Raw genomic sequence first — 23,768 nt, 5'->3', positions numbered from 1 at the left:
GAATGGTGCGGCCGAGCCGGTCGCGGATGTCATCGTGGCGGCTCCACCAGGGATTTGTCCAGAGTGAGAAGAGAAAAGGAGAGATGCTGAACCATTTCGAACCGGCATCCGTATTCAGCGGTGAAACGCGTGGTCTGCATTTCCCCGCTCCAGCCGGGTCTTGACGCGGACCGCCGCGGACTCCTAGCGTCGCCATACCGACCGGTCGGTGTCCAAGGGAGGTCACTGGATGAGCTGGTACGACGCGAAGCCCTGGCTCGCGAGCTACGACGAACGGGCGCGGACCGCGGAACCGGCGAAGCCGACGACGCTGCCCGAGACGTTCCGCCGCGCCGTGGACCACGTGCCCGACCGGGCCGCGATCGCTTACTTCGACGGGCGGCTGAGCTACCGCGAGGTCGACGAACTCTCCGACGGCGTCGCGCGCTACCTGACGCGGAACGGCTTCGCCCGCGGCGACCGGCTCGCCCTGGTGCTGCAGAACATCCCGCAGTTCGTCGTCGCGCTGCTCGGCGCGTGGAAGGCCGGCGGGATCGTGGTGCCGGTCAACCCGATGTACCGCGAGCGCGAGCTGACCCACGTCTTCACCGACGCCGGCGTCAAGGCGGTCGTCTGCTCCCAGCGCGGCTGGAACGCCTACATCGGCAAAACCGCGGCCGACAACGGCGTCGCCATCAAGCTCACCACCAGCGAGCTGGAGTTTCAGACGCGGAACGACGAACGCGTGCTGGGCAAAGTCACCCGCGAAGAGACGCCGGGCGCCGTCGAACTCCTGGAAGCCGCCGCCACGCCGGGCCCGAAGCCGCCCGAACCCGCCTTCGCGCTCGACGACGTCGCGCTGATCAGCTACACCTCCGGCACGAGCGGCACACCCAAGGGCGCCACCAACACCCACGGCAACGTCGGCACCAACGCCGCGGCGCTCGGCTCGTTCAGCGGCCTGCCGGAGGGCTCGACGCTCTTCGGGCTCGCGCCGCTGTTCCACATCACCGGCATGGTCTGCGAAGTCGGCTCGGCGATCGACATCGGCGGCACGCTCGCCCTCGCCTACCGCTTCGACGCGGGGGTCGTGCTCGACGCGTTCCTCGAGCACCGGCCGTCGTACACGGTCGGGCCGTCCACGGCCTACATGGCGCTGATGGCCCACCCGTCCTTCAGCCGCGACCACTTCGCGTCGTTCGCGCTGCTCTACTCCGGCGGTGCCGCGCTGCCGCCCGCCGTCGTCGAGGCGTTCCGCGCGAAGACCGGGCACTACATCCACAACGGCTACGGCCTCACCGAGACGACGGCCGGCTGCGTCGTCGTCCCCGGCACCCTCGAGGCGCCGATCGACCCCGAGTCCGGCACGATCTCGATCGGCTTGCCGGTGCCGGACACGATCGTGCGGATCCTCGGCGAGAACGGCGAAGAACTGCCGTTCGGGCAGCCGGGCGAGATCGCCGTCGAGGGCCCGATGGTCGTCTCCGGCTACTGGAACCGCCCGGACGCGACGGCCGAGGCGCTGCCCGGCGGGCGGCTGCTCACCGGCGACATCGGGTTCATGGACGAGCGCGGCTGGGTCTACGTCGTCGACCGCAAGAAGGACATGATCAACGCGTCCGGCTTCAAGGTCTGGCCGCGCGAGGTCGAAGACGTTCTCTACACGCACCCGGCCGTCCGCGAGGCCGCCGTCGTCGGGATCGCCGACGAGTACCGCGGCGAGACGGTCAAGGCGTACGTCAGTCCCGCGCCCGGCGTGACCGCCGACCCGGCGGAGCTGGTGGCCTGGTGCAAGGAACGGCTCGCCGCCTACAAGTACCCGCGCACCATCGAAGTCCTCGACGAGCTGCCGAAGACGACCAGCGGCAAGATCCTGCGCCGCGAGCTGCGGGCGCGTGGCTGATGGTCGAAACCGTTCGCGGCGCGATCGCGCCGGAAGCGCTGGGCAAGGTCCTGATGCACGAACACCTCTTCGTGCTGAGCCCCGAATTCGCCGTCAACTACCCCGAGCACGAAGGGTTCAAGGAGGACGAGCACGTCCCCGAGGCGATCCGGCGGCTCAAGGAGCTGAAGGAAGCCGGGATCGACACGATCGTCGACCCGACGGTGATCGGCCTGGGGCGCTACATCCCGCGCGTGCAGCGGGTCGCCGCCGAGGTCGAGGTCAACATCGTCGTCGCGACCGGGCTCTACACCTACAACGACGTGCCGCACTACCTGCACTTCCGCGGGCCGGGCACGATGCTGCAGGGGGAGGACCCGCTCGTCGGGATGTTCGTCGGGGACCTCCGCGAGGGCATCTCGGGCACCGGCGTCAAGGCGGGGCTGCTCAAGTGCGCCACCGACGAACCGGGCGTGACCCCCGGCGTCGAGCGCGTGCTGCGGGCGGTCGCGAAGGCGCACGTCGAGACCGGCGCGCCGATCATGACGCACACGCACGCCGGCACCCGGCGCGGGCTGGAGCAGCAGGCGATCTTCGAGGAGGAGGGCGTCGACCTGAGCCGGGTGCTGGTCGGGCACTCCGGCGACTCGACCGACCTGGGCTACCTGACCGAGCTGGCCGACCGCGGGTCGCTGCTCGGCATGGACCGGTTCGGGCTCGACCTGCTGCTGCCGTTCGAGGAGCGCGTGAACACGGTCGCGGCGCTGTGCGAACGCGGGTACGCGGGCAGCATGGTGCTCTCGCACGACGCGTCCTGCTACATCGACTGGCTGCCCGAGGACCAGCTGCCGGTGCTCACGCCCAACTGGCACTACCTGCACATCACGCGCGACGTGCTGCCCGCGCTGCGGGAGCGCGGGGTGTCCGAAACGGACATATCGACGATGCTCGTGGACAACCCGCGGCGGTTCCTGTCCTGGGCGGACTGAGCCGTTATCCTGTGCGTTCGATTCGAGCCAGCGGCGCGCAGCGCCTCCGTTGAGGGTGGCGGCGGGGGCATGGATGGAGGGAAGGGGGTCTTGCCGTGACCCGAGCAAGCACCCGCAAGCCGGGCGAAGCGGGTGGTGACGACCAGGCCGCCGTGCCGCGGCGGCTGCTGGAGCACGCCACGAAGCTGTTCGCGAAGAAGGGCTTCGACCGCACGTCGGTCCAGGAGATCGTCGAGGCCGCCGGCGTCACCAAGGGCGCGATGTACCACTACTTCGGCTCGAAGGACGACCTGCTCTACGAGATCTACGCCCGCGTCCTGCGCGAGCAGACCCGCCAGCTGGAGAGCGTCGCCTCCTCGAGCGCCCCGCTGCGCGAACGCCTCGGCGCCGCCGCGTCCGACGTCGTCGTGTCGAGCATCGACAACCTCGACGACAACACGATCTTCCTGCAGTCGATGCACCAGCTGTCGCCGGACAAGCAGAAGGCGGTGCGGGCGGAGCGCCGCAAGTACCACGAGCGCTTCCGCGGCCTGGTCGAGGAAGGCCAGGCCTCGGGCGAGTTCCGCACGGACAAGCCGGCCGACGTGGTCGTCGACTTCTTCTTCGGCTCGGTCCACCACCTGGGCTCGTGGTACCGCCGCGGCGGGACGCTGTCGGCGCGCCAGGTCGGTGACCACTACGCGGACCTGCTGCTGGACGCGCTGCGGCCGCCCGGGTGACGCTGCCCGTCCTCGACAAGCTGACCGCAGCCGAGCGAGAGCTGGTCGACGCCGCCCGTCGCGGTCTCGCGTACGAGACCGACGCCCCGGTGCGGGCCGTTGTGCTGCGCGAGCTGCTGCTCGGCCTCCGCGGTCCGGTGGACCCCCGCGGCGTGCGCGTCGGCGGCGCCCGGATCGCCGGGACGCTGAACCTGGACCACGTCGAGGCCGGCACCGGCCTCGCACTGGCCGGCTGCGTGGTCGTGAACACCATCAGTGCGCGCCACGCCCGGCTCCCGTGGCTCGACCTGTCCGGCAGCCGGATCGCCGGGCTCGACGGCACCGGCGCCCGGATCGACCACGACGTCGACCTCACCGGAGTCCGCGCGACCGGCTCCGGCGACTTCGGCGTGATCTGCCTGCGCGACGCCCGCGTCGACGGCCTGACCAACCTCGCCGACGCCGAGATCCGCAGCGGCGACGGACCCGCGCTGTACCTCGACGACCTCGAGTGCCGGGCCCTCAAAGGCGGTGGTCTGCGGGCGACCGGCAGCGGCGAGCTCGGCGCGGTCCGGCTGCTCGGTGCCCACGTGGCCGGCCGGGCCGACTTCGACGACGCGGTGCTCACCAACGAATCCGGGCCCGCGGTGCACGCCGACGGCATGGTCGTCGACGGTGACCTGAGGCTGGCGGGGGCCACGGTGGTCGGCGCCGGTGACGACGGTGCGGTCCGCCTGCTCGGCGCCCGGATCGGCGGTGAGCTCGAGCTGGGCGGAACCGTCCTCACCAACGACAGCGGGCCCGGTCTGGAGGCCGACCGCCTCCGGGCCGGTGACCTCCGCTGCACCGGCGTCACCGTGACCGCCGGTACCGGCGCCGCGATCGAGCTGACCGCCGCCCGGATCGGCGGCCAGGTCGACTTCGGCGGCGCGGTGCTCACCACCGGCCGGGGCCGGGGGCTGAGCGCCGACAGCATCCGGGTCGAGGACAGCTTCTCCGGCGAAGGCATGAAGGTGCGCGGCTCGGGCGAGTACGGAGCACTCTGCCTGCTCAACGCGCATGTGGGCGGGAATTTCTACCTCGAAGGCGCGGAGCTGGCCAACGACGCCGGGGCGGCGTTCAGCGGCGACCGGCTCCGGGTCGACGGCAACGTGAACCTCAACGAGGTGAGCGCGACCGGGTCCGGTGCGCCGGGGACGATCCGCCTGCTCAGTGCCCACATCGCGGGGGAGCTCTACCTCGAACGCGCCCGGATCGCCAACGACGCCAGTCCGGCGCTGCACGCCGACAGCCTGTCCGTGGGCGGCAACCTGGACCTGACGGGCGCGTCCGTCGCCGGAGCCGGGGAGGAAGGGGCACTCCGGCTGCACAACGCCGAGGTCGGCAGCCAGCTGCGGCTCCCCGGCGCGGAACTGGCCAACGCGACCGGCCCCGCCTTCAGCGCCGACGACCTGCGGGTCGGCAGCTACCTCGAGCTGCTCGAAGTGAAAGTGACCTGCTCGTCCGAGCTGGGCGCGCTGAGCCTGCGGTCGGCCCGGGTCCAGGGCTCGGCCACCCTCGCCGACGCCGAGGTCACCAACGAAGCGGGTCCGGTGCTGGTCGCCGACCGCTGCGAGGTCCGGGACAGCCTGACGCTGGGCGGCCTGCGGGGGACCGGCGCCGGCGAGGACGCCACGATCCACCTGCTCGGGGCGCACATCGGCGGTCAGCTGACCTTCTCCGGCGCCACGCTGGCCCACCGCGACGAGGGGACGCTCGTCAGCCTCGAAGACGCCGTCGTCGACGGCCCGATCTTCTTCCCCGCCGAGCTCGTGGGCGCCACCGGTCAGGTCGTCCTCGACGGCTTCCGGTTCGGCTCGCTCGGGGAGGTCACCTGGCGGGAGTGGCTGACGCTGATCCGCGACCACACCGAGACCTACCGTCCCGGGCCCTACCAGCGCCTCGCCGCCGCGGAACGATCCGCGGGGCAGGACGGCAACGCCCGGCACGTGCTGATCGCCCAGCAACGGGACCTCCAGCGGTGGGCACCCGAAACCATCGGCGGCTGGCCGGCGCGGCGGTTCCACTGGCTGTGGGGCGCCCTCGCCGGGTACGGCTATCGGGCAAGGCGCACGGCGGCGGCGTTGCTGCTCGCGGTCGTCGCCGCCGGGGGACTGGGGCTCTGGGCCGGGCACGTCGGCGACGGCGGTCATCGCGCGGCCGAGCGGACGGCCGACCTCACCGCCGCCGCGGGCACGCCCTGCACGACCGTGGAGCTCGTCGGCGTCGGCCTGGATCGCGGGCTGCCGTTGTCGCCGGGGGTGCGCGGGCGGTGCGACCTCAACACGGGGATCCCCGCCGGGCAGGTCTTCACGGTGGCGATCTGGCTGGTGCAGGCCGCGATCTGGGCGCTCGCGACGCTCGCCCTGGTCGGCTACACCGGGCTGGTCCGCAAGACCGCCTAGTACTGCCGGAGGTGGTCGAGCAGGAGGGCGCTCACCTCGTCGGGGGCCTCCATCGCCATCCACTGGCTCGCGCCCTCGACGATCTGGAAGCGGTACTCCGCGTCGATGTGGTGGACCGTCAGCTCCGCGGCGCTCTGGCCGAGGTACGGGTCCTCGCTGCCCCACAGGTAGAGCGTCGGCACGGTGATCCGGCCGGCCGGGACGTCGAATACGTCGTTCGTCGCGCCGCGGTACCAATTCAGCGTCGCGGTCAGCGCGCCCGGTTCGGAAAGGCGGGCGACGGCGCTCTCGACGAATTCGACCGGAATCCGCCGGTTGTAGACAGCGCGTAATTGCGCGGCTTCGTCGCGTAAGAGGAATTTCTCGGCTTTGCCGACGCCGCGGCGGAAGAAGCGGATGTAGCCGAGGTCGTGGAACTGCCCGTCGTCGGTGGCGGCCGCGCGCTGCAGTGCCGACGGGTGCGGGGTCGAGAGCACCGTCAGCGACCGCAGCCGGTGCGGGTGCGCGGTGGCCAGCGCCCAGGCGACCATGCCGCCCCAGTCGCGCGCGACCAGGTGGAACCGGTCGGCGCCCTGGCTGTCGGCGAAGGCGAGGGCGTCGCTGACCAGGTGCTCGATCGAGTAGTGCTCGACGCCGTCGGGCCGGGCCTGGCGGGCGTAGCCGCGCTGGTCGACGGCGATGGCGCGGTAACCGGCCTCGCCGAGGGCGTGCAGCTGCTCGGTCCAGGCGTCGGCGAATTCGGGCCAGCCGTGCAGCAGCAGGACGAGCTCGCCCGATTCGGGCCCGGCCGCGAGCGCACTGTGCCGGTGACCGCCGACGACGACGGTCGATTCCTCCAGCGCGGCGGGCGTACCGGCATCCGTCGGCGCGACGGCGAATTCCATGGCGCCAGGCTAGATCGCGAGAGGTGGGGAGAACCATGGGAACCCGGGCACTTTTGCCACCCTTTTGCCCTACGAGTGGTCTGGCTCACAGAATATTCGCTCAGATGAGCGAAAATTCGGAAGAAAAATGAAGAGTATTCACGAACGGGGGCTCCCGGCCGGCCGGGAGCCCCCGTTCACTCAGTCGCCCGTTTCCGCCTCGACCCGATACGCGACGGAGAACGTGTAGTACGCCGCCTCGGTCAGGCTGCCGTCCGCTTTGCGGCCCTGCACCGCCACCGAGTAGCTGCCGCCGTGCCGCGGGGTCCACTCGGCCGACGCCTTCCCGGCGGCGTCCGCGAGCGTGGTCTGCTCCGGCTCGTCGGTGCCCTGGTTGTCGTCGTGCACGTGGAAGACGTACGCGGTGACCCCCGCGACGCCCGGGGCGAACGCGAACGTCCCGGTGACGCCGGGGCCGCCGGCGTAGTCACCCGGGTAGTCGGCCGAGGACACGAGCGGCCGGTCGGTCACGGTGAACGAGTAGTACCCCCAGCCGGACGTCCGGCCGTCCGCCGCGCGGGCCCGCACGTAGACGGTGTGGTACCCGGAAAGGCCCGGCGTGTAGCTCACGCTCGCCGTGCCGTCCGGTCCCGCGGGCACGTCCGCGGTGGTGTAGCTGTCCACCGCGAACTCGAACGCGACGGTGCCCGCGAGCCGCGACCGCAGCTGGAACGAACCCGGCAGCATCGGCCCGTAGGGCCAGCTGACGAAGTCCGCCGAGGTCACGACCGGGCTGTCGTAGACGGTGAAGGACGTCGAGCCCTCGGACGACAGGACGCCGGCGGTGTTGCGGGCCTGGACGGTGAGCCAGACGTTCCCGGCCTCGGCCGGTGTCCACGTGGCCTCCGCGGAGCCGTCCGGCCGGGCCGGCACGGTCAGCTTGTGCGCGGGGTCGGTGGACGACCAGTAGACGTACTCGGCGATGTTCTTCATCGGCGACCGGAACGTGAACGTGCCCGCCTGGCCGGGTGCGTCCGCGCCACCGATGCGCGTGACGTACGGCGCCGCGCCGTCGACCATGAAGCTCTGGTAGCGCCGCTCGGACTGCGTGCCGTCCGCCGCCGTGCTGCGCACCTGCACGGCGTCCGCCCGGGTGTCGAGCGGGGTCCAGGTGAACGACGCGGTGCCGTCCGCGGCCGCGGGGACGGTGACAGGGTCGCCGATCGGCCCGCTCTGGAAGTTGCTGAACGTGTAGGTGTACGACGTCGTGCCGGCCAGCCGGGGCGCGAGCCGGAACGTGCTCTCCGAGCCGACCTGCAGCCCGCCCTCGATGGTGACGTCGGGTGCCGTGTCGACCTGGAACTTGTACTCGCGGTAGCGCGAAACCGTTCCGTCGGCGCCGGTGTTGCGCACGTACAGCACGTTCTCCCCGCCGTGCGTCGGCGCCAGCGTCACGTGGGCGTTGCCGCCCGCGTCGGCCGCCACCGTCTGCTCCGGCGCGTTCTCCAGGTGGTAGGTGTAGCTCACGGTGTCCGGCAGCCCGGGGCTGAGGTCGAACACGCCGGGCACGCCGACGTTGCCGTCGCGGCTGGGGTATTCGGGCGGGTAGAGCGTCGACCACACGTACGGCCGGATGTCCTTGACGGTGAAGCTGCGGTACTGCTCCCAGGAGTAGTTGTTCCCCCGGTCCACACTGCGCACCCCGACCGAGAACGAGCCGGAGTCGGCAGGCGTGAACGTCACCGTCGCCGGTCCGCCGAGGGATTCGGCGGGCACCGAGGTCCACCCGGACTGGCCGGTGAAGGTGTACTCGTAGCGAGCCACGTCCGTGGACCCGTGGGCGGTGAAGGTGAACCGCCCCGGCACGCCGATGCCGCCGCGCGGCTCCCACGGGTTGTCGGTCAGGTAGACCTCGGAGGTCACGTCCGGGATCTCCGGTTTGACGCTGTCCGGGGTCAGGTAGCAGGTGGGCGACCAGTCCGAGGTGTCGACGCCGTCGGTGACGCGCAGCCGCCACGCGTAGGTGTGGTCCGGTGGCAGCCCGGGGTTGTCGAACTGGGCGTAGGCGCGTCCGTCGGTCACTCCCCAGTCCGCTTCGAGGCGGACCGCCGGGTCGTCGACGGACCACATCTCCCAGTGCGAGGTCAGCTCTTGGCCGGGATCGGGGTCGGTGACGTCGGCGTAGTGCCCCGTGATCTCGTAGGCCCGCGTGAACACACCCGGCGCGGTTGTCGCGCACGGCGCGTCCGGAGAGGCCGTGCGCAGGTTCGCCGGGATGCCCGGCGGCGTGTTGTAGGTGACCTTCAGGCTGACGTCGTTGGCGAACCAGCGCCCGTAACGCGGGTCCGGTTCGTGGGCGGACGCGACGCGCAGCTCGAGCGTGAGCGTCTTTTCCCCGGCCTGCACGGCTTTCGCGACGGCGGTGGTGAGGTCGAGATCGGTCAGGTCGGCCGGGCAGCCGCCGGCGGGCGCCCCGGCCGTGGCCAGCCGGGTCAGCTCGGCGGGCGGCTTGGCCCACGACGACTTCCCGGTGACCGGGGCGGTCGACCACAACTCGACCGCGCGGCGCGCGCAGTCGGTGGCGCGCTTCTCCGGGATGGTCAGGGCGGCGGCCGTGACGTGCTTGCCGCGCAACGACGTCAGGTCGAGCGTGTAGTACGCGCGTGAGAGGTGCGGCCCCTTGGCGTCCACACTGGCGCCGACGGGGGCGTCACCGGAGGCGTTCACCTTGACGTGCAAGGGATCCGCTGCGTCGGTGTAGGCCCACGACGACCGCGTCAGCGTCTTCACGGGCAGCGGTGGCGGTTCGGCGGCCGAGGCGGTGGCCGGCAGCACGGCCGCCGTCCCGGTGAGCAACAGGGCGGCGGTCAGCAGCGTGACCACGCGTCTTCTTCGTCCGGGCAGCGTCGAGCGCCGCACGTCGGTGCGCACCATCGGTGGATCCCCCTCGAAAACGCGGGGGCAACCGGTAGCCACCCCCAGGCGTGTTCACCTCAGCACCCGGACGACCGGGGCGTCAAGGGATCACCGGGACGGACCGGATCACGCGTGACACAACCGGAACACCGGGTGTCACGGCGGTGCCACGCGCGATCGAACGGGTCTCAAGCGGGCAGATCCACCAGATCCGCGAGCCGGGCCCGGTGCTTGCCCGGCGTCCCCAGCGCCAGCTCGTCCGCCTTGGCGCGCTTGAGGTACAGGTGCGCCGGGTGCTCCCACGTCATGCCGATGCCGCCGTGCAGCTGGATCGCCTCCTCCGTCGCGTGCACCGCGATCGGAGAGACCCGTGCCTGCGCCACCGCCACCGCGATCGGCACGTCGACGCCCGTGGCCAGCGCGTCGGCCGCGTTGCGGGCCGTCGCGCGGGCGAGCACCAGGTCCGTGTACAGGTTCGCCAGCCGGTGCTTCAGCGACTGGAACCCGCCCACCGGACGGCCGAACTGGTACCGGCCCTTCAGGTACGTCACCGTCTCCGTCAACGCCCATTCGGCGACGCCGGTCTGCTCCGACGCCAGGATCCCCGCCCCGAACAGCAGCGCCTCCTCCAGCGCCGACGCCGCGTCCGGACCCGACGCCACCAGCGTCGCCGGGGCGTTGTCCAGAACCACGTCCGCCACCCGGCGCGTCAGGTCGAACGACACCAGTTCCGTCACCGAAGCGTCGGCGGCCGAGACCACGTACAGCGCCGGCCCGTCCGGACCCGCGGCCGGGACGACCAGCAGGTCCGCCACCGACGCGTCGGCCACCGTGCCGACGCGGCCGCTGAGCCGGCCGCCGGAAGCGGTCACCGAAGACGGGAAGCCTGCACCCGGCGCCGTCGACAGCGGCACGGCCAGCGCACCGATCGCCGAACCCGAAGCCAGCTGCCGGACGAAGTCACCGGCCGAAGCACGCACCAGCGCCGTCGTCGCGAGCACGACGCTCCCGAGGAACGGCACCGGCGCGACGCTGCGGCCCAGCTCCTCGGCCACCACGGCCACCTCACGCGCCGACGCGCCGTGCCCGCCCAGCCCCTCGGGCACCGCCAGCCCGGCGACGCCGACCTCTTCGGCCAGCGTGCGCCACAGGGGAAGGTCGTAGCCCTCGGCCGTCTCGACGCGCGCGAGCAGCGCCTCGGGCGAGGCCTTCGCCTTCAGCAGGTCCCGGACCGAAGCCCGCAGGTCTTCCTCGACGTCCGAATACAGCAGGTCAGTCATCGGGGGAGGTCCTTCCAGGCGACGTCCTTGTCGACGCGCGGCTCCGAGGGCAACCCCAGCACGCGCTCGGCGATGATGTTGCGCAGGACCTCCGAGGTGCCGCCCTCGATGGAGTTCCCCTTCGCGCGCAGGTAGCGGTAGCCGGCTTCGCGGCCGGTGAAGTCGACGATCGCCGGGCGCCGGAACGTCCAGTCGTCGTAGGCGAGCCCTTCTTCGCCGAGCAGTTCGACCTCCAGGCCGGTGAGCGCCTGGTTCAGCTCCGAGAACGCGACCTTCATGGCCGAACCCTCCGGCCCGGGCGCGCCCGCGGTCAGCTGCTGGCGCAGCCGGGTGCCGGCCAGCCGCAGCGTCTCGGCCTCGACCCAGCGCTGGACGAGCCGGTCACGCAGCTCCGGCGTGCGCAGCTCGGGCCGTTCGCGCCAGGTCTTGGCGACGATGCCGATCAGTCCGCCTTCGCGCGGCTGGACGTGCCCGCCGATGGCGACGCGCTCGTTCATCAGCGTCGTCTGCGCGACCTTCCAGCCCTCGCCGACGGCGCCGAGGCGCTGGGTGTCCGGGATCCGGACCTCGGTCAGGAAGACCTCGTTGAACTCGGCCTCGCCGGTGATCTGGCGCAGCGGCCGGACCTCGACGCCGGGGGCGGTCATGTCGCACAGGAAGTACGTCATGCCTTGGTGCTTCGGCACGTCGGGGTCGGTGCGGGTGACCAGGATCGCCCACTGCGACTCGTGCGCGCCCGACGTCCACACCTTCTGGCCGGTGACGATCCAGTCGTCGCCGTCGCGCACCGCGCGTGTCCCGAGAGCCGCGAGGTCGGAGCCGGCGCCCGGCTCGCTGAAGAGCTGGCACCACACCTCGTCGCCGGTCCACAGTGGACGCAGGAAGCGCTCGTGCTGCTCCGGCGTGCCGAAGGCGAGGATGGTCGGCGCGGCCATGCCGAGGCCGATGCCGATCCGGCGCGGGTTGTTGTCCGGCGCGCCGGCGTCGGCGAACACACCGTCCACAACGGACTGCAAGGCGCGCGGCGCGTTCTGCCCGCCGAGGCCGGCGGGGAAGTGGATCCAGGCGAGACCCGCGTCGAACCGGGCGCGCAGGAAGTCCATCCGGTCGGTCGTCCGGGGGTCGTGCGAGGCGAGGAACTCCGTCGCCTGGCGGGTCAGGTCTTCGGCGGTGACAGTCACTTCGCGCCCTCCGAGAGGTACTTCTTCAGCTCGCGCCGGGCCAGCGACCGCTTGTGGACCTCGTCCGGCCCGTCGGCCAGGCGCAGCGTGCGGTTCCCGGCCCACATCGCGGCCAGCGGGAAGTCCTGGCTGACGCCGCCGGCGCCGTGCACCTGGACGGCCTTGTCGAGGATCCACTCGACGGCGGCCGGCGTCGAGATCTTGATCGCCTGGATCTCGGTGTGCGCGCCCTGGTTGCCGACGGTGTCCATCAGCCACGCGGTCTTCAGCACGAGCAGGCGCTGCTGCTCGATCTTCACGCGCGACTCGGCGATCCAGTCCTGCACGACGCCCTGCTGGGCGATCGGCTTGCCGAACGCCTCACGCGAGATCGCCCGCTTGCACATGAGCTCCAGCGCCCGCTCGGCCATGCCGATGGCGCGCATGCAGTGGTGGATGCGGCCCGGGCCGAGGCGAGCCTGGGCGATCGCGAAGCCGTCGCCCTCGCCGGCGATGAGGTTCTCGACCGGCACGCGGACGTCCTCGAAGAGCACCTCGGCGTGGCCGCCGTGGTCGCTGTCGTCGTAGCCGAAGACGTGCATGCCGCGCTTGACCGTGACGCCCGGGGCGTCACGCGGGACGAGGATCATGCTCTGCTGCTTGTGCGGCGGGCCGTCCGGGTCGGTCTTGCCCATCACGATGAAGATCTTGCACGCGGGGTTCATCGCGCCGGAGATGTACCACTTGCGGCCGGTGACGACGTACTCGTCGCCGTCGCGCCGGATGGCGGTCTCGATGTTGCGGGCGTCGGAGGAGGCGACGTCCGGCTCGGTCATCGCGAACGCGGAGCGGATCTCGCCGTTCAGCAACGGTTCCAGCCACTGCTTCTGCTGCTGCTCGTTGCCGAACATCGAGAGCACTTCCATGTTCCCGGTGTCCGGGGCCGCGCAGTTCACCGCGGTCGGCGCGAGCCGGATGCTGCGGCCGGTGATCTCCGCGAGCGGCGCGTACTGCAGGTTCGTCAGGCCCGCGCCGTGGTCGCCGGGGAGGAAGAAGTTCCACAGGCCGCGCTTGCGGGCTTCGGCCTTGAGCTCGTCCATGACCGGCGGGATGGCCCACGGGTCGTCGCGTTCGGCCAGCTGCTGTTCGAACACGGGCTCGGCGGGGTAGATGTGCGAGTCCATGAACTCGAGGAGCCTCCCGCGCATCTCCTCGGTCTTCTCGTCGAACGCGAAGTCCATTTACTTCTCCTCTTTGAGAATTTCGTTGCCGTGCGTGATGAGCAGCGGGACGCCGGCCCCGACACCCTCGAAGCCCGCCCCGACCGTCTGGCCCTTCTGGTGGCGGTAGTAGATGCCCTCCAGGATCACGGCCAGCTTGAAGAACGCGAAGCTGACGTACCAGTTCAGCTGCGAGACGTCGCGCCCGGAGCGTTCCGCGTAGCGCCGCACGACCTCGTCGGTCGTCGGGTAGCCGGGCGCCGAGCTGGCGTTGGAGACGAACTGCAGCGACACCTTGTCGCGCTCGGCGTAGGCCACCAGCAGCGCGAGGTCGGTCAGCGGGTCGCCGAGCGTCGACATCTCCCAGTCGAGCACGGCGGAGATCCGGTCGTCCCGGTCGACCAGCACGTTGTCCAAGCGGTAGTCGCCGTGGATGATCGACGGCGTCCCGGACACCGGCACCGCCGCGGCGAGCCGGTCGTGCAGCTCCTCGATGCCCGGCAGGTCGCGGCTGCGGGAGGCGTCGAGCTGCTTCTTCCAGCGCCGCAGCTGCCGCTCCAGGAAGCCCTCGGGCCGGCCGAAGTCCCCGAGCCCGACGGCGGCCGGGTCGACGGCGTGCAGGTCGACGAGCGTGTCGACCAGCGCGTCGGCGATGGCCCGGGTGCGCGTTTCGCCGAGCTGCGCGAGCTCCTCCGCGGTCCGGTAGGGCGTGCCCTCGACGAAGCTCATGACGTAGAACTGCGCACCGACGATGTCGGCGTCTTCGCAGAGCAGGAGCGCGTCGGGCACCGGCACGGCGGTGTCGCGCAGGCCCGAGATCACCCGGAACTCGCGGGTCATGTCGTGCGCGGTCGGCAGCACGTGCCCGAGCGGCGGGCGGCGCACCACCCAGCGTGACCGGCCGTCACCCACCACGTAGGTGAGGTTCGACCGGCCGCCTTCCACGACGTCCGCGGTCAGCTCCCCGGCGACCAGGCCGGGCCGGTGCGCGTCCAGGTGCGCGCGCAGGCGGTCCAGGTCGAGTCCTGGCGGGTTCATCCGGCCTCCTCAAGCTCAGTCAGGGGAGCATACCGACTAGTCGGTATGACGTACAGAGACGTGGTGAGCGGCACTTCTCGCCGAAGTGCCGCTCACCACGCGGCGTCACGCCAGGAACCGCGTCACCCATTCGGCGACGCAAGCGGGCTTCGCCTCGCCGTCGATCTCGACCGTCCACTTCGACACCGCCTGCTTGCCGCCGGGGATGTCGGTGATCTCGATCAGCTCCGCGCCCGCGCGCAGCTTCGAGCCGACCTTCACCGGCTGCGGGAAGCGGACCTTGTTGAGGCCGTAGTTGATGCCCATCTTGATGCCGTTGACCTTGTAGATCTTCGGCCCGAACGCCGAGAGCAGCGACAGCGTCAGGAAGCCGTGGGCGATGGTGCCGCCGAACGGGCCGGCGGCGGCCATCGCCTCGTCGACGTGGATCCACTGGTGGTCGTCGGTGGCGTCGGCGAACTTGTTCACCCGGTCCTGGGTGATCGTGTGCCACTCGCTGTAGCCGAGGTGTTCGCCGACCGCGGCGGCGAACTCGTCCAGGGAAGCGAACTCGCGCATCTGCCTCAGTCCTTCGGTCCGCCGGCGGCGTAGATGACCTGGCCGGAGATGAACCCGGCGCCTTCGCTGACCAGGAACGAGGCCAGGTTCGCGATGTCGTCGGGCGTGCCGACGCGCTGCACCGGGATCTGCGTCGCGGCGGCAGCCTTGAAGTCCTCGAAGCCCATGCCGAGGCGCTCGGCGGTCGCGGCGGTCATGTCGGTGGCGATGAAGCCGGGCGCGATCGCGTTGGCGGTGACGTTGAACTTGCCCAGCTCGATGGCGAGGGTCTTGGTGAAGCCCTGCATGCCGGCCTTGGCGGCGGAGTAGTTGACCTGGCCGCGGTTGCCCAGCGCGGAGGTGCTGGAGAGGTTGACGATCCGGCCGTACTTCTCCTGGGTCATGTACTTCTGCACCGCGCGGGTCATCAGGAACGAGCCCTTGAGGTGCACGCCGAGCACGGAGTCCCAGTCCTGCTCGGTCATCTTGAAGAGCAGGTTGTCGCGGGTGATGCCGGCGTTGTTGATGAGCACAACGGGCGGACCGAGCTCATCGGCAACCCGGGTGACGGCCGCCTCGACCTGTTCGGCATCACTGACGTCCAAGGCGACACCGACGGCCTTGCCACCCTTGGCGACGATGGCTTCGGCACCCTGCTTGACACCGGCCTCGTCCAAGTCCAGCAGCGCGACGGCGAAGCCATCATCGGCCAGCCGCGCCGCAACGGCGGCGCCGATGCCACGGCCGGCACCGGTGACCACGGCGACACGGGAAGGGGAATCGGTCACGGGGACCTCCTCGTCGTTGAGAAACGGGCTCGTGCTCGTCAGCCTACTAAGCGGTTGGTCACCTGACGATACGCGGGAGTGACCCCCGAAGTGGCGACACCATGCGCAGGATCATAGCCACGGCCGAGGGCCGGAAGGTGATTGCTCCGCTTGGGCGAACCGCTTCAGGTAGTCCGGTTCACCGTGGTCTTGACTCGCCATAGTCGGCTCCTGTAGAGCCGCACGCCCGGCCGCTCTCGAGCCCTGCTGTGGTGGCCGCTAGTGGGTCAGGCAGGCGTGGTCGGGCAGTCACCCTGTGGCGGCGTTCGAGAGCACCGCCGCCCCGCGGCGGTATCGTCTCGGGGCGTGACCGTCGATCCCCTCCAGCCGTACGGCCAGCTGATCGACTCGCGGCTTCGTTTGCTTACTTGGAATGTCTGGGGTCGGTTCGGGCCTTGGGAGCAACGACAGGCCGGCATCTCCGCGGTCCTCGCCGAGCACGCACCGGACGTCGTGGCACTCCAGGAGGCGTGGTCGGCGCCGGATCGCGACCAAGCGCGCGAGCTTGCCGCCGCGGCGGGGCTGCACCACTACCGGTTTTCCGGCGACCGGGTGGAAGACGGTGTGACGTCGGGAAGTGCGGTGATCTCGCGTTGGCCGATCGGCACGGTGGAACCTTGGGTTCTGCCCGGACCCGCGGGCCACGAGGGCAGCGCGGTCCGGGTCGACATCGACGGTCCACGCGGCCCGGTCCGGCTGGTCAACGTCATGCTCGACTGGCCGTTGCACCACACCCACGTCCGGCAGGAACAGGTCACCGAGCTCGCGCGGCGGGTGCGTGAACTAGGTCGCGGCCCGGTGACCGTGGTGTGCGGCGACTTCAACGCCTCGCCGGACTGCGACGAGATCCGGATGCTGACCGGCCGCGCGGCGGGCACCAGGACGTGCTGGCACGATGCCTGGGAATTCGCCGGTGCGGGCCCGGGGTACACCTGGTCCACCGGAAACCCTTGGGCTGCGGCGGTGTTCCCCCGCGACCGGCGCATCGACTACGTCTTCTCGACATCGTTCCACCGGGGCGGGGCCGGACAGCCCCTCTGGGCGGAGACCCTCGGCACCGCGGCAGCCGGCGCCGCAGTGCCCTCCGACCACTACGGGGTGCTGGCCGAACTGCGCTACTGACGCAGACCGAACACACTCAGCGGCATGAGAGTGCGTTCAGGGACAGTGCGAGATGCGCTGGAACGATCGAACGCCGTCTTTCGAGCCTGCGGCGTTGCGGCCTCAGGGCGAGTGTTGGACGGTGACGTCCGGATTGGCCCACTCCGCGAGCCGGCGCTCGGCGAGCAATGCGCTACGTCCGCAATTCGGCAGTAGCGGATTTCAGCGGCGGAGTGCGCGCGAGACCAAGCAGCTCCTCACTGCCGGCTACGGGTGGCGGCTGTCGAACGCTCCGCACTCCAGCGGCGTGGGCAGGCGGGCGAAGTGGCCCGCGCAGCGCTCAGGAACGGACCCGGTCCGTGGGCGCGGTCCAGCCGGTGGAGCGGATCCACTCGGCCAGGTCTCGGGTGGCCGGCTCGATCGCCCGCACCGCCGCGAGGTCCGACGGGTGTTCGGACGCCGTGGCGAACTGGCGGAACATCGCCTTGTCGAGGTCGTTGCCGAGGACGCTCAGCGGTAAGGCCTCGTAGCGCGCCGGGAGCCCGGCGTGCGCGCCGAACGCGGCGGCGATCTGGCTGCCCGTCAGCTCGTCGCCGACGAGCTCGACCGCTCCGCCGGGCACGTCCGCTGTGCCGAGCAGGATCGAGGCGGCGACCTGGCCGATGTCCTTGACCGAGATCATCTTCAGGGCGATGTCGTTCGGCAGCGGCAGCTTCAGCACGATCGTTCCGTCCTCCACGCTCGGCGCCATCACGGTCGCGAAGTTCTCCATGAAGGCGGTCGGGCGGACCATCGTGGCCCGCAGACCGGAATGCTTCAGGTATTCCTCGATCCGGTGCTTCGAGTCGTGGTGCGGCACGCCCGTTTCGCGATCCGCCCCGAAAACCGAGTTGAACACGACGTGTGGCACGCGCGCCGCGGCCGCCGCATCGACGAGGGCGGTGCCCACTCGGACCTCCTCCTCGACCTCCTCGAGGCTGTTCGCCTCCGGGGTCATGAAATAGAACGCGTCGACCGCCTCCAGCGCGGCGACCGTTGATGCCGGGTCGTCGATCCGGACGGTCGACAGCTCGACGCCTCGGGCGGCCAGCGCCCGCGCCCGGTCGGAATCGGGGGAGCGGACGAGGGCCCGCACCCGCGCTCCTCGGGCCAGGAGTGCGTCGACGACCGCCCCGCCCTGCTGCCCTGTCCCGCCGAAGACCGCGATCGCGCCGGTTTCCTGCGTGTTCATGTCGCCCACCTCTCATTGGTTCACGTCGTGAACAACATTAGTTCACGGCGTGAACCTCCGCAAGGCGCACGGGTCCGCCGAGGGTTCCGCGCGGTAGGTCAGGAGGAGGCGGACCCCGGAACGCCCGCCGCGTCCACGATGGCGGTGGCGACGCGTTCGAAGTCGCGCTGATCGTCGGCGTCGAGGTTCTCCGCGACGTCGGGCAGGCGCTTGGTCGTCTCGGCGTAGATGGCTTCGGCGAGCACCTTCCCCGCGGGCGTTACGCCGAGCATGATGACCCGCCGGTCCTGCTCCGAGTTCGCCCGGCGGACCAGGTCGCGCCGCTCGGTGCGGTCGACGAGCTGGCTCAGCGCGTTCTTGGTCATGCCGAGCGAGGTGGCAAGGTACGCCATCTGCCGCGGCTCGTCCTTGATCGCGCACAGCAGTGTGGCCTGCGAGGGGGTCAGGTCGTACTCGGCGCAGATCTGCGCGTACCTGCGCTGGATCAGGACCGAGAGCCAGAACAGCTTGTCGCCGTAGTCCACACCCGCCCCCTCTCTTCCGATGCCGAACGCCCAGCCTACCGGCCGCGGACCGGCCCGCCCGACCGCTGGCTTGCTGGTGAGGTCCGGCTTCAGCGTTCACGAGCGCGCGCCGCGTCGAGCGCGTGCTGGTGCGTTCCCGACCACAACGTGCACGTGGTGCACGGCGAAGAACACCTCGTCGGTACGCCTTCCGTCGCACCAGCGAGCTCGACGAGTACCTGGCGCGCCTGCTCGCCGACCGCGGTCTCGCTCCGCGGACGGTCGGCCGGGCTTCGCGGATCTCCACCGCGGTGCGGCCGGCCGCGGAAGGTCTCGGTGTCACCGTCGCGCCGTCCTCCGCGGTCTCCGACGGCTTCGAACGGCCGGCCCGCCCGCTGTGCCCCGCGCTCTCGGAGCCGGTGGTGCGCCGCGCGCCGGACCAGCTGAAGCGACAGGACCGGTCAGGCGCAGGTGTCCCGACGCGGTGAGCGTGGCCGCGCCTACTGCCTGATCGACCGGGCTTCGCGGCGGGCGAGGACGTCGTCGAGGCGGGAGCCGACTTCGGCGCAGTTGGCGCGGACGACGTCCAGGAACGCCGCTAGCACAGGTGAGTCGTCGGCCGCGCGGAAGGACAGCTGCAGGTCCGGGAGGCGGACGTGCGGGGCGATGTCGCAGAACCGGACGTCCTTGCGGGTGACGAGCCGCATCCGGGCCGGGCCGAGGCCGACGCCGACGCCGCACGCCGCCAGGCCGATGATCGTGTGGACGTCCCGGGAGATCGTGGCGGCGTCCAGCGCGGCCGCATCGGCGCCGAACAGGTCGCGCAGGCGCGCGGCCACGGCGGGTTCCTGCGCGGGCGCCGACATGATCAGCCGCTCGGCCGCGAGCTGCTCCAGCCGGATCTCCGCGTGGCCGCCGAAAGGGTGCGCGGTGCCGACCACGGCGACCAGGTGGTCGGCACCGATCGGGACGGTCACCAGGCCGTCCACCCCCGCGCCGCGCGGGGCGCCGCGGCCGACCGCCACGTCGAGCTCGCCCGCGACGAGGGCCGCGGTCCCGTCGAGGCTGTTCATTTCGCGCAGATCGAGCCGGACGTCCGGCCGGGCCACGCGGAACCGGCCCAGCACGCCGGGCAGCGGATCGAGCAGGGCCGAGCCGATGAAGCCCATGCGCAGCTGCCCCGTCTCGCCGCGGGCCGCGCGGCCGGCTTCGACCGCGGCGGCCGTCATCTCGCTCAGCGCGCGCCGGGCCCGGGCCAGGAAGGCGGTGCCGGCCGCGGTCGGGAACACCCCGCGGGGCGTGCGGTCGAACAGCCGCTCGCCGACTTCGCGTTCGACGGCGGCGATCTGCGTGGACAGCGGCGGCTGGGCGATGCCGAGGGACGCGGCCGCGCGGCCGAAGTGCTGGTGCTCGGCCAGCGCCAGTGCGTAGCGGAGATGACGGGACTCCATACGTACAGAATATCGCTCAAGGATGATTCAGTTATGAAACTGGATAGCGTTCCGGGCGCGCGGTGAAGTGGGTGTCATGAACGAGACCACCGCCTGCGTGTTCGTCCACGGTGCTTGGCACTCCTCACTGCACTGGGCCGCGACCCAGCGGGCACTGGCTGCCCAGGGCACCGCCGGCATCGCCGTGGACCTGCCCGGCCACGGCGTGACGGCGCCGCTGCCGAGCGGCTACCTGCGGCCCGGGCAGCCCGGGCTGGCCACCGAACCCTCCGCGCTCGCCGGGCTCACCACCGAGGTGCTCACCGACGCACTGGTCACCGAGCTCGCCGAGGTGCGCCGCCGGTTCGCCCGCGTCGTCCTCGTCGCGCACAGCGCGGGTGGTGGCCCGGCTTCGGCCGCGGTGGAACGCCATCCGGACCTGGTCGACCACGTCGTGTACCTGTCGGCGTTCGTCCCCGCCGGACGCCCGCGCTTCGGGGACTACGTGACCGACCCGGTCAACGCCGGCGCGGCGCACGCCCCCCGGACCGGCGACCCCGAGGTCCTCGGCGCTTTCCGGATCAACCCGCTCTCACCCGACCACGCCGAGGTCGAGGCGATCCGGCGGGCGTTCCTGGCCGACTGGCCCGCGGACCGGCCCGGCTGGCGGCTGACGCTGCACCCCGACGAGCCGGTGGCGTCGCTGGCGGGGACGTTTCCGGTGACCGCCGGGCGGTGGGGCCGGGTGCCACGCAGCTACGTCCGGCTGACCGGCGACCTGGCGCTGCCGCCGGCCACGCAGGACCTGATGATCGCCGAGGCCGACCGCCTGACGCCGGAGCACCCGTTCGCGGTGCATTCCCTGCCCGGCGGCCACTCGCCGTTCCTGACCCGGCCGGTCGAGCTCGCCGAGCTCCTCGGCCGGATCGCGAAGCAGGCATGAGGCCCGCGGCTCAGGCCGTGCTGCTGTCGGGCACGTTCGTCCAGCTGATGAGCGTCACCGTCATGCAGCTGGCGGTTCCGCGCATCCGCCACGACCTGGCCGCCGGCTCGGGCGCCGGTCAGCTCGCGCTGGTCGGCTACACGCTGACCTACGCCTGCGCGCTGATCACCGCGGCCCGGCTCGGCGACCGGTTCGGCTACCGGCGGGTCTTCGTCGCCGGCACGGTCGTGTTCACGCTGGCGTCGCTGGCCGCGGCGGCCGCGCCGGACGCCGGGACGCTGGTGGTCGCCCGGCTGGTGCAGGGGACCGGCAGCGGCCTGGTCGCCCCGCAGATCCTGTCGCTGATCCAGACGGCGGTGCCCGCGGACCGGCGGGCCGGCGTCCTGGGCCGCTACGGGGCGACGATGGCCGTGGCGTCGCTGGCCGGCCCGCTGTGCTGCGGCGTCCTGCTGCACTTCGACCCGTTCGGGGTGGGCTGGCGGCTGGCACTGGCCCTGCCGGTACCGGTGGGGGTCGTGTCGCTGGCCCTGGTCCGGATCCTGCCCGGCGGGCGCGGTCCGGCGGAGGCGAGCCGGGTGGATCCGGTCGGCGCCGCGTTGTCGCTGACCGGGCTGATCCTGCTCGTGCTCCCGCTGACCCTCGGCCAGGACGCCGGCTGGCCGGCCTGGACGTGGGCGAGCCTGGCCCTGGGGCTGGGCCTGCTCGCCGCGTTCGCCGTGTCCCAACGGCGGGTGCGGCATCCGCTGGTGCGCCCGGAAGCCCTGACCGCGGCGACGACCCGGTGGGGCATCGGCGCGGTGCTGCTGTTCAACGCCGGGATCCCGTCGTTCAGCCTGCTGCTGTCCCTGCACCTGCAGGGCGTGCTGCACCGTGACCCGCTGGTGACCGCGGCGACCGTCGCGCCGTACGCGGTCGGCGCCCTGCTGGGCAGCGCGATCGCGGAGGCCGCGGCCCGCCGGTTCGGCGCCGCGGCCCTCGCCGCCGCGTCCGGAGGGCTGGCCGTGGTGTCCCTGCTCGTCGTGCCGGCGCTGGCCGGGCCGGCGCCGGTCCTGTGGATGGTGCTGGGTGCCGGCGGCTTCGCGTTCGGGGTCTTCACCGCGTCGGCGTTTTCCCTGGTGCTGAACCGGGTTCCGGTGCCCGTGGCCAGTTCCGTGTCCGGGTTGCTGCCCACCGCGCAGCAGCTCGGCGGCACGCTCGGGGTGGCGCTGGCGGGAGTCGTCTACGCCGCCGGAGCGATGGACGCGGCCATGGTCTATGAAGCCGTCGTGTTCCTGCTCACGGCGGTGGCGACGGCACGCCTGCACCGGAAACCGGGACCAGGCTGGTCAGTGGCGGATGACGACCTTGCCGAAATGCGCCTAGAACGCGAACCGTAGCCAGAGCGAGGCGTCGCGGCCGGATCACCGGGCGGTCGGCGAAACCCGCGGCGTTTCCCTCAACGGATCGCGCAGCAGCCGCTCGAATCCGAGCTCGCCGGCGCCGATCAGGGTGGCGTCGTCCCCGAGCGCCGACACACTCAGGCGCACCTTTTCCTTCGCCACCGGCAACACATTGCGTGCGACGCGACTACGTACCCGCGGCAGTACACCGGCATACACATCCCGCAACATTCCGCCGAAGACGACCACCGCCGGATTGAAGAGATTGATGAGATTGGCCACGCCGATGCCCAGCCAATCCCCGACGTAATCGAGCGCGTCCCGAGCGTCGGCATCGCCCGCGGCAGCGTCGGCGGCCACCTCCCGCACGGCGTCACGACCGAAGACCTCCGGCGGTCGGCGTGCGGCGTCCAGCAAGGCCCGCTCACCGGCTTCCGCCTCGAGGCACCCGCTGGAGCCGCAGCCACAAGGTCGCCCGCCGTGCGGGTTGACGACCATATGGCCCAGCTCGCAGCCGTACCCCGCGTCGCCGTCCAGCACCGTGCCGCCGACGATGATCCCGCCACCGACGCCGACGTCGCCGTGCAGGTAGACAAGGTTCTGCACCCCCGTCCCGGCCCCACGAAGGTGCTCCGCGAGCGCTCCGAGATGCGCCTCGTTTCCCACCGGCACCCGCAGCCCCAGCCCCAGCCGGAGCGCCAGTTCAGCGCCGAACGCCTGGTCCACCCATCCGAGGTCGGGGCCGAAACGGACGGTCCCGTCGTCGGGACGGATCATTCCGCAGTACGAGGCCCCGAGCCCCACGCAGGTCGACGTCGACGGCGCCGCCTCGGTCACCTGGCGGCCGAGCTCCGCGAGCGTCGTGACCACGTAGTCGAGATCGACTCCGGACCGGCGCCGGGCAGCGACCTTGCGGTCCAGGATGACACCGCCGAGGCCGATCCGGGCGGCGACCAGCCGGTCCACCGCGACGTCGAACGCCAAAACATGGAAACGCTGAGTCTCCGGCCGCACGATGAGCGAAGGGCGGCCCTGCTGACGATTGTCCGTCTGCGACACTTCCCGGACCAGGCCCGCCGCGCTCAGTTCCGCCGTCAACGTCTTGATCGTGCTTCGGTTGAGGTTCATCCGTCTCGCGAGTTCAGCCCGCGAGATTCCGTCGCTCAGGTGGACAAGGCGAAGAAAAGTACCGCGATTGTGCCGACGCATCTCCTCCTGGTCCAACCCGGTTCTCGAGCCGTCCCATGGCGTCAATTCCATGTCGTGTCCGATGCGTAGGGTGTGCGGGCCAGACTCGCACCAACGCGCCCTGCGCGCAATCCCGCGATGCGGCCGGACGCGGCCGCCG

19 protein-coding genes are annotated in these 23,768 nt (G+C 71.5%); 7 read left to right on the top strand and 12 right to left on the bottom strand.

Annotated features, from left to right (window positions below):
* Positions 1–229: 229 nt before the first annotated feature.
* The 4 genes from ACZ7PG_RS04135 to ACZ7PG_RS04120 all read left to right on the top strand — a co-directional run bounded on the left by ACZ7PG_RS04135 (position 230) and on the right by ACZ7PG_RS04120 (position 5,992).
* A complete protein-coding gene (locus ACZ7PG_RS04135) occupies positions 230–1,882 on the top strand; it encodes an AMP-binding protein (RefSeq protein ID WP_470237620.1) in 1,653 nt (550 codons plus the stop codon).
* Positions 1,882–2,850, top strand: a complete 969-nt coding sequence (locus tag ACZ7PG_RS04130; protein ID WP_470237619.1) for a phosphotriesterase family protein — start codon at positions 1,882–1,884, stop codon at positions 2,848–2,850. Before ACZ7PG_RS04135 ends, ACZ7PG_RS04130 begins: the two co-directional genes overlap by 1 nt.
* A 95-nt stretch (positions 2,851–2,945) precedes the next feature.
* On the top strand, positions 2,946–3,569 hold the full coding sequence (locus ACZ7PG_RS04125) for a TetR/AcrR family transcriptional regulator (RefSeq protein WP_470237618.1): 624 nt from the start codon (positions 2,946–2,948) through the stop codon (positions 3,567–3,569).
* Complete coding sequence (locus ACZ7PG_RS04120; protein ID WP_470237617.1) at positions 3,566–5,992, top strand: hypothetical protein; 2,427 nt, start codon at positions 3,566–3,568, stop codon at positions 5,990–5,992. The genes ACZ7PG_RS04125 and ACZ7PG_RS04120 overlap by 4 nt, the downstream gene beginning before the upstream one ends.
* Here ACZ7PG_RS04120 and ACZ7PG_RS04115 read toward each other — a convergent pair.
* The 8 genes from ACZ7PG_RS04115 to fabG all read right to left on the bottom strand — a co-directional run bounded on the left by ACZ7PG_RS04115 (position 5,989) and on the right by fabG (position 15,794).
* On the bottom strand, positions 5,989–6,876 hold the full coding sequence (locus ACZ7PG_RS04115) for an alpha/beta fold hydrolase (protein WP_470237616.1): 888 nt from the start codon (positions 6,874–6,876) through the stop codon (positions 5,989–5,991). The genes ACZ7PG_RS04120 and ACZ7PG_RS04115 overlap by 4 nt on opposite strands.
* Positions 6,877–7,056: 180 nt before the next feature.
* Entirely contained in the window at positions 7,057–9,789 is a 2,733-nt protein-coding gene (locus ACZ7PG_RS04110) for a hypothetical protein (RefSeq protein ID WP_470237615.1), read from the bottom strand.
* Between the two features lie 170 nt (positions 9,790–9,959).
* Positions 9,960–11,051 carry an acyl-CoA dehydrogenase family protein gene (locus ACZ7PG_RS04105; protein WP_470237614.1) on the bottom strand — a complete coding sequence of 364 codons (1,092 nt, stop codon included), beginning with the start codon at positions 11,049–11,051 and terminating at the stop codon, positions 9,960–9,962.
* Positions 11,048–12,232 (bottom strand): acyl-CoA dehydrogenase family protein, encoded by a 1,185-nt coding sequence (locus tag ACZ7PG_RS04100; RefSeq protein WP_470237613.1) that lies wholly within the window; start codon positions 12,230–12,232, stop codon positions 11,048–11,050. The genes ACZ7PG_RS04105 and ACZ7PG_RS04100 overlap by 4 nt, the downstream gene beginning before the upstream one ends.
* Positions 12,229–13,452, bottom strand: coding sequence for an acyl-CoA dehydrogenase family protein (locus ACZ7PG_RS04095; protein WP_470237612.1), 1,224 nt, complete (start codon positions 13,450–13,452; stop codon positions 12,229–12,231). The genes ACZ7PG_RS04100 and ACZ7PG_RS04095 overlap by 4 nt, the downstream gene beginning before the upstream one ends.
* The gene (locus ACZ7PG_RS04090; RefSeq protein ID WP_470237611.1) at positions 13,453–14,469 is read right to left on the bottom strand and encodes a phosphotransferase family protein; all 1,017 of its coding nucleotides are present in this window, start codon (positions 14,467–14,469) and stop codon (positions 13,453–13,455) included. It abuts the gene before it with no gap.
* A 105-nt stretch (positions 14,470–14,574) separates the two neighbouring features.
* Entirely contained in the window at positions 14,575–15,027 is a 453-nt protein-coding gene (locus tag ACZ7PG_RS04085; protein WP_284740217.1) for a MaoC family dehydratase, read from the bottom strand.
* Positions 15,028–15,032: 5 nt separating this feature from the next.
* Entirely contained in the window at positions 15,033–15,794 is a 762-nt protein-coding gene (gene fabG, locus ACZ7PG_RS04080; RefSeq protein ID WP_470237610.1) for a 3-oxoacyl-ACP reductase FabG, read from the bottom strand.
* Between the two features lie 345 nt (positions 15,795–16,139).
* Between fabG and ACZ7PG_RS04075 the strand changes: the two genes are divergently transcribed.
* Positions 16,140–16,955, top strand: coding sequence for an endonuclease/exonuclease/phosphatase family protein (locus tag ACZ7PG_RS04075; protein WP_470237609.1), 816 nt, complete (start codon positions 16,140–16,142; stop codon positions 16,953–16,955).
* A 319-nt stretch (positions 16,956–17,274) separates the two neighbouring features.
* Here the strand turns inward: ACZ7PG_RS04075 and ACZ7PG_RS04070 are convergent, their stop codons facing one another.
* The 3 genes from ACZ7PG_RS04070 to ACZ7PG_RS04060 all read right to left on the bottom strand — a co-directional run bounded on the left by ACZ7PG_RS04070 (position 17,275) and on the right by ACZ7PG_RS04060 (position 20,119).
* Positions 17,275–18,165 (bottom strand): NmrA/HSCARG family protein, encoded by an 891-nt coding sequence (locus ACZ7PG_RS04070; protein WP_470237608.1) that lies wholly within the window; start codon positions 18,163–18,165, stop codon positions 17,275–17,277.
* A 98-nt stretch (positions 18,166–18,263) separates the two neighbouring features.
* On the bottom strand, positions 18,264–18,689 hold the full coding sequence (locus ACZ7PG_RS04065) for a MarR family winged helix-turn-helix transcriptional regulator (RefSeq protein ID WP_470237607.1): 426 nt from the start codon (positions 18,687–18,689) through the stop codon (positions 18,264–18,266).
* Between the two features lie 479 nt (positions 18,690–19,168).
* Positions 19,169–20,119 (bottom strand): LysR family transcriptional regulator, encoded by a 951-nt coding sequence (locus ACZ7PG_RS04060; protein WP_470237606.1) that lies wholly within the window; start codon positions 20,117–20,119, stop codon positions 19,169–19,171.
* Between the two features lie 76 nt (positions 20,120–20,195).
* Here ACZ7PG_RS04060 and ACZ7PG_RS04055 point away from each other — a divergent pair, with 76 nt between their 5' ends.
* Both ACZ7PG_RS04055 and ACZ7PG_RS04050 read left to right on the top strand, forming a co-directional pair.
* On the top strand, positions 20,196–21,041 hold the full coding sequence (locus ACZ7PG_RS04055; RefSeq protein WP_470237605.1) for an alpha/beta fold hydrolase: 846 nt from the start codon (positions 20,196–20,198) through the stop codon (positions 21,039–21,041).
* Positions 21,038–22,417 carry an MFS transporter gene (locus tag ACZ7PG_RS04050; protein ID WP_470237604.1) on the top strand — a complete coding sequence of 460 codons (1,380 nt, stop codon included), beginning with the start codon at positions 21,038–21,040 and terminating at the stop codon, positions 22,415–22,417. Before ACZ7PG_RS04055 ends, ACZ7PG_RS04050 begins: the two co-directional genes overlap by 4 nt.
* A gap of 24 nt (positions 22,418–22,441) precedes the next feature.
* Here the strand turns inward: ACZ7PG_RS04050 and ACZ7PG_RS04045 are convergent, their stop codons facing one another.
* The gene (locus ACZ7PG_RS04045) at positions 22,442–23,680 is read right to left on the bottom strand and encodes an ROK family protein (RefSeq protein ID WP_470237603.1); all 1,239 of its coding nucleotides are present in this window, start codon (positions 23,678–23,680) and stop codon (positions 22,442–22,444) included.
* Between the last annotated feature and the right edge of the window lie 88 nt (positions 23,681–23,768).

The sequence above is a fragment of the Amycolatopsis sp. NPDC114504 genome, assembly GCF_055633595.1.
The sequence above is the reverse complement of the archived record's forward strand: the minus strand, read 5'-3'. Positions and strand labels throughout refer to the sequence as shown.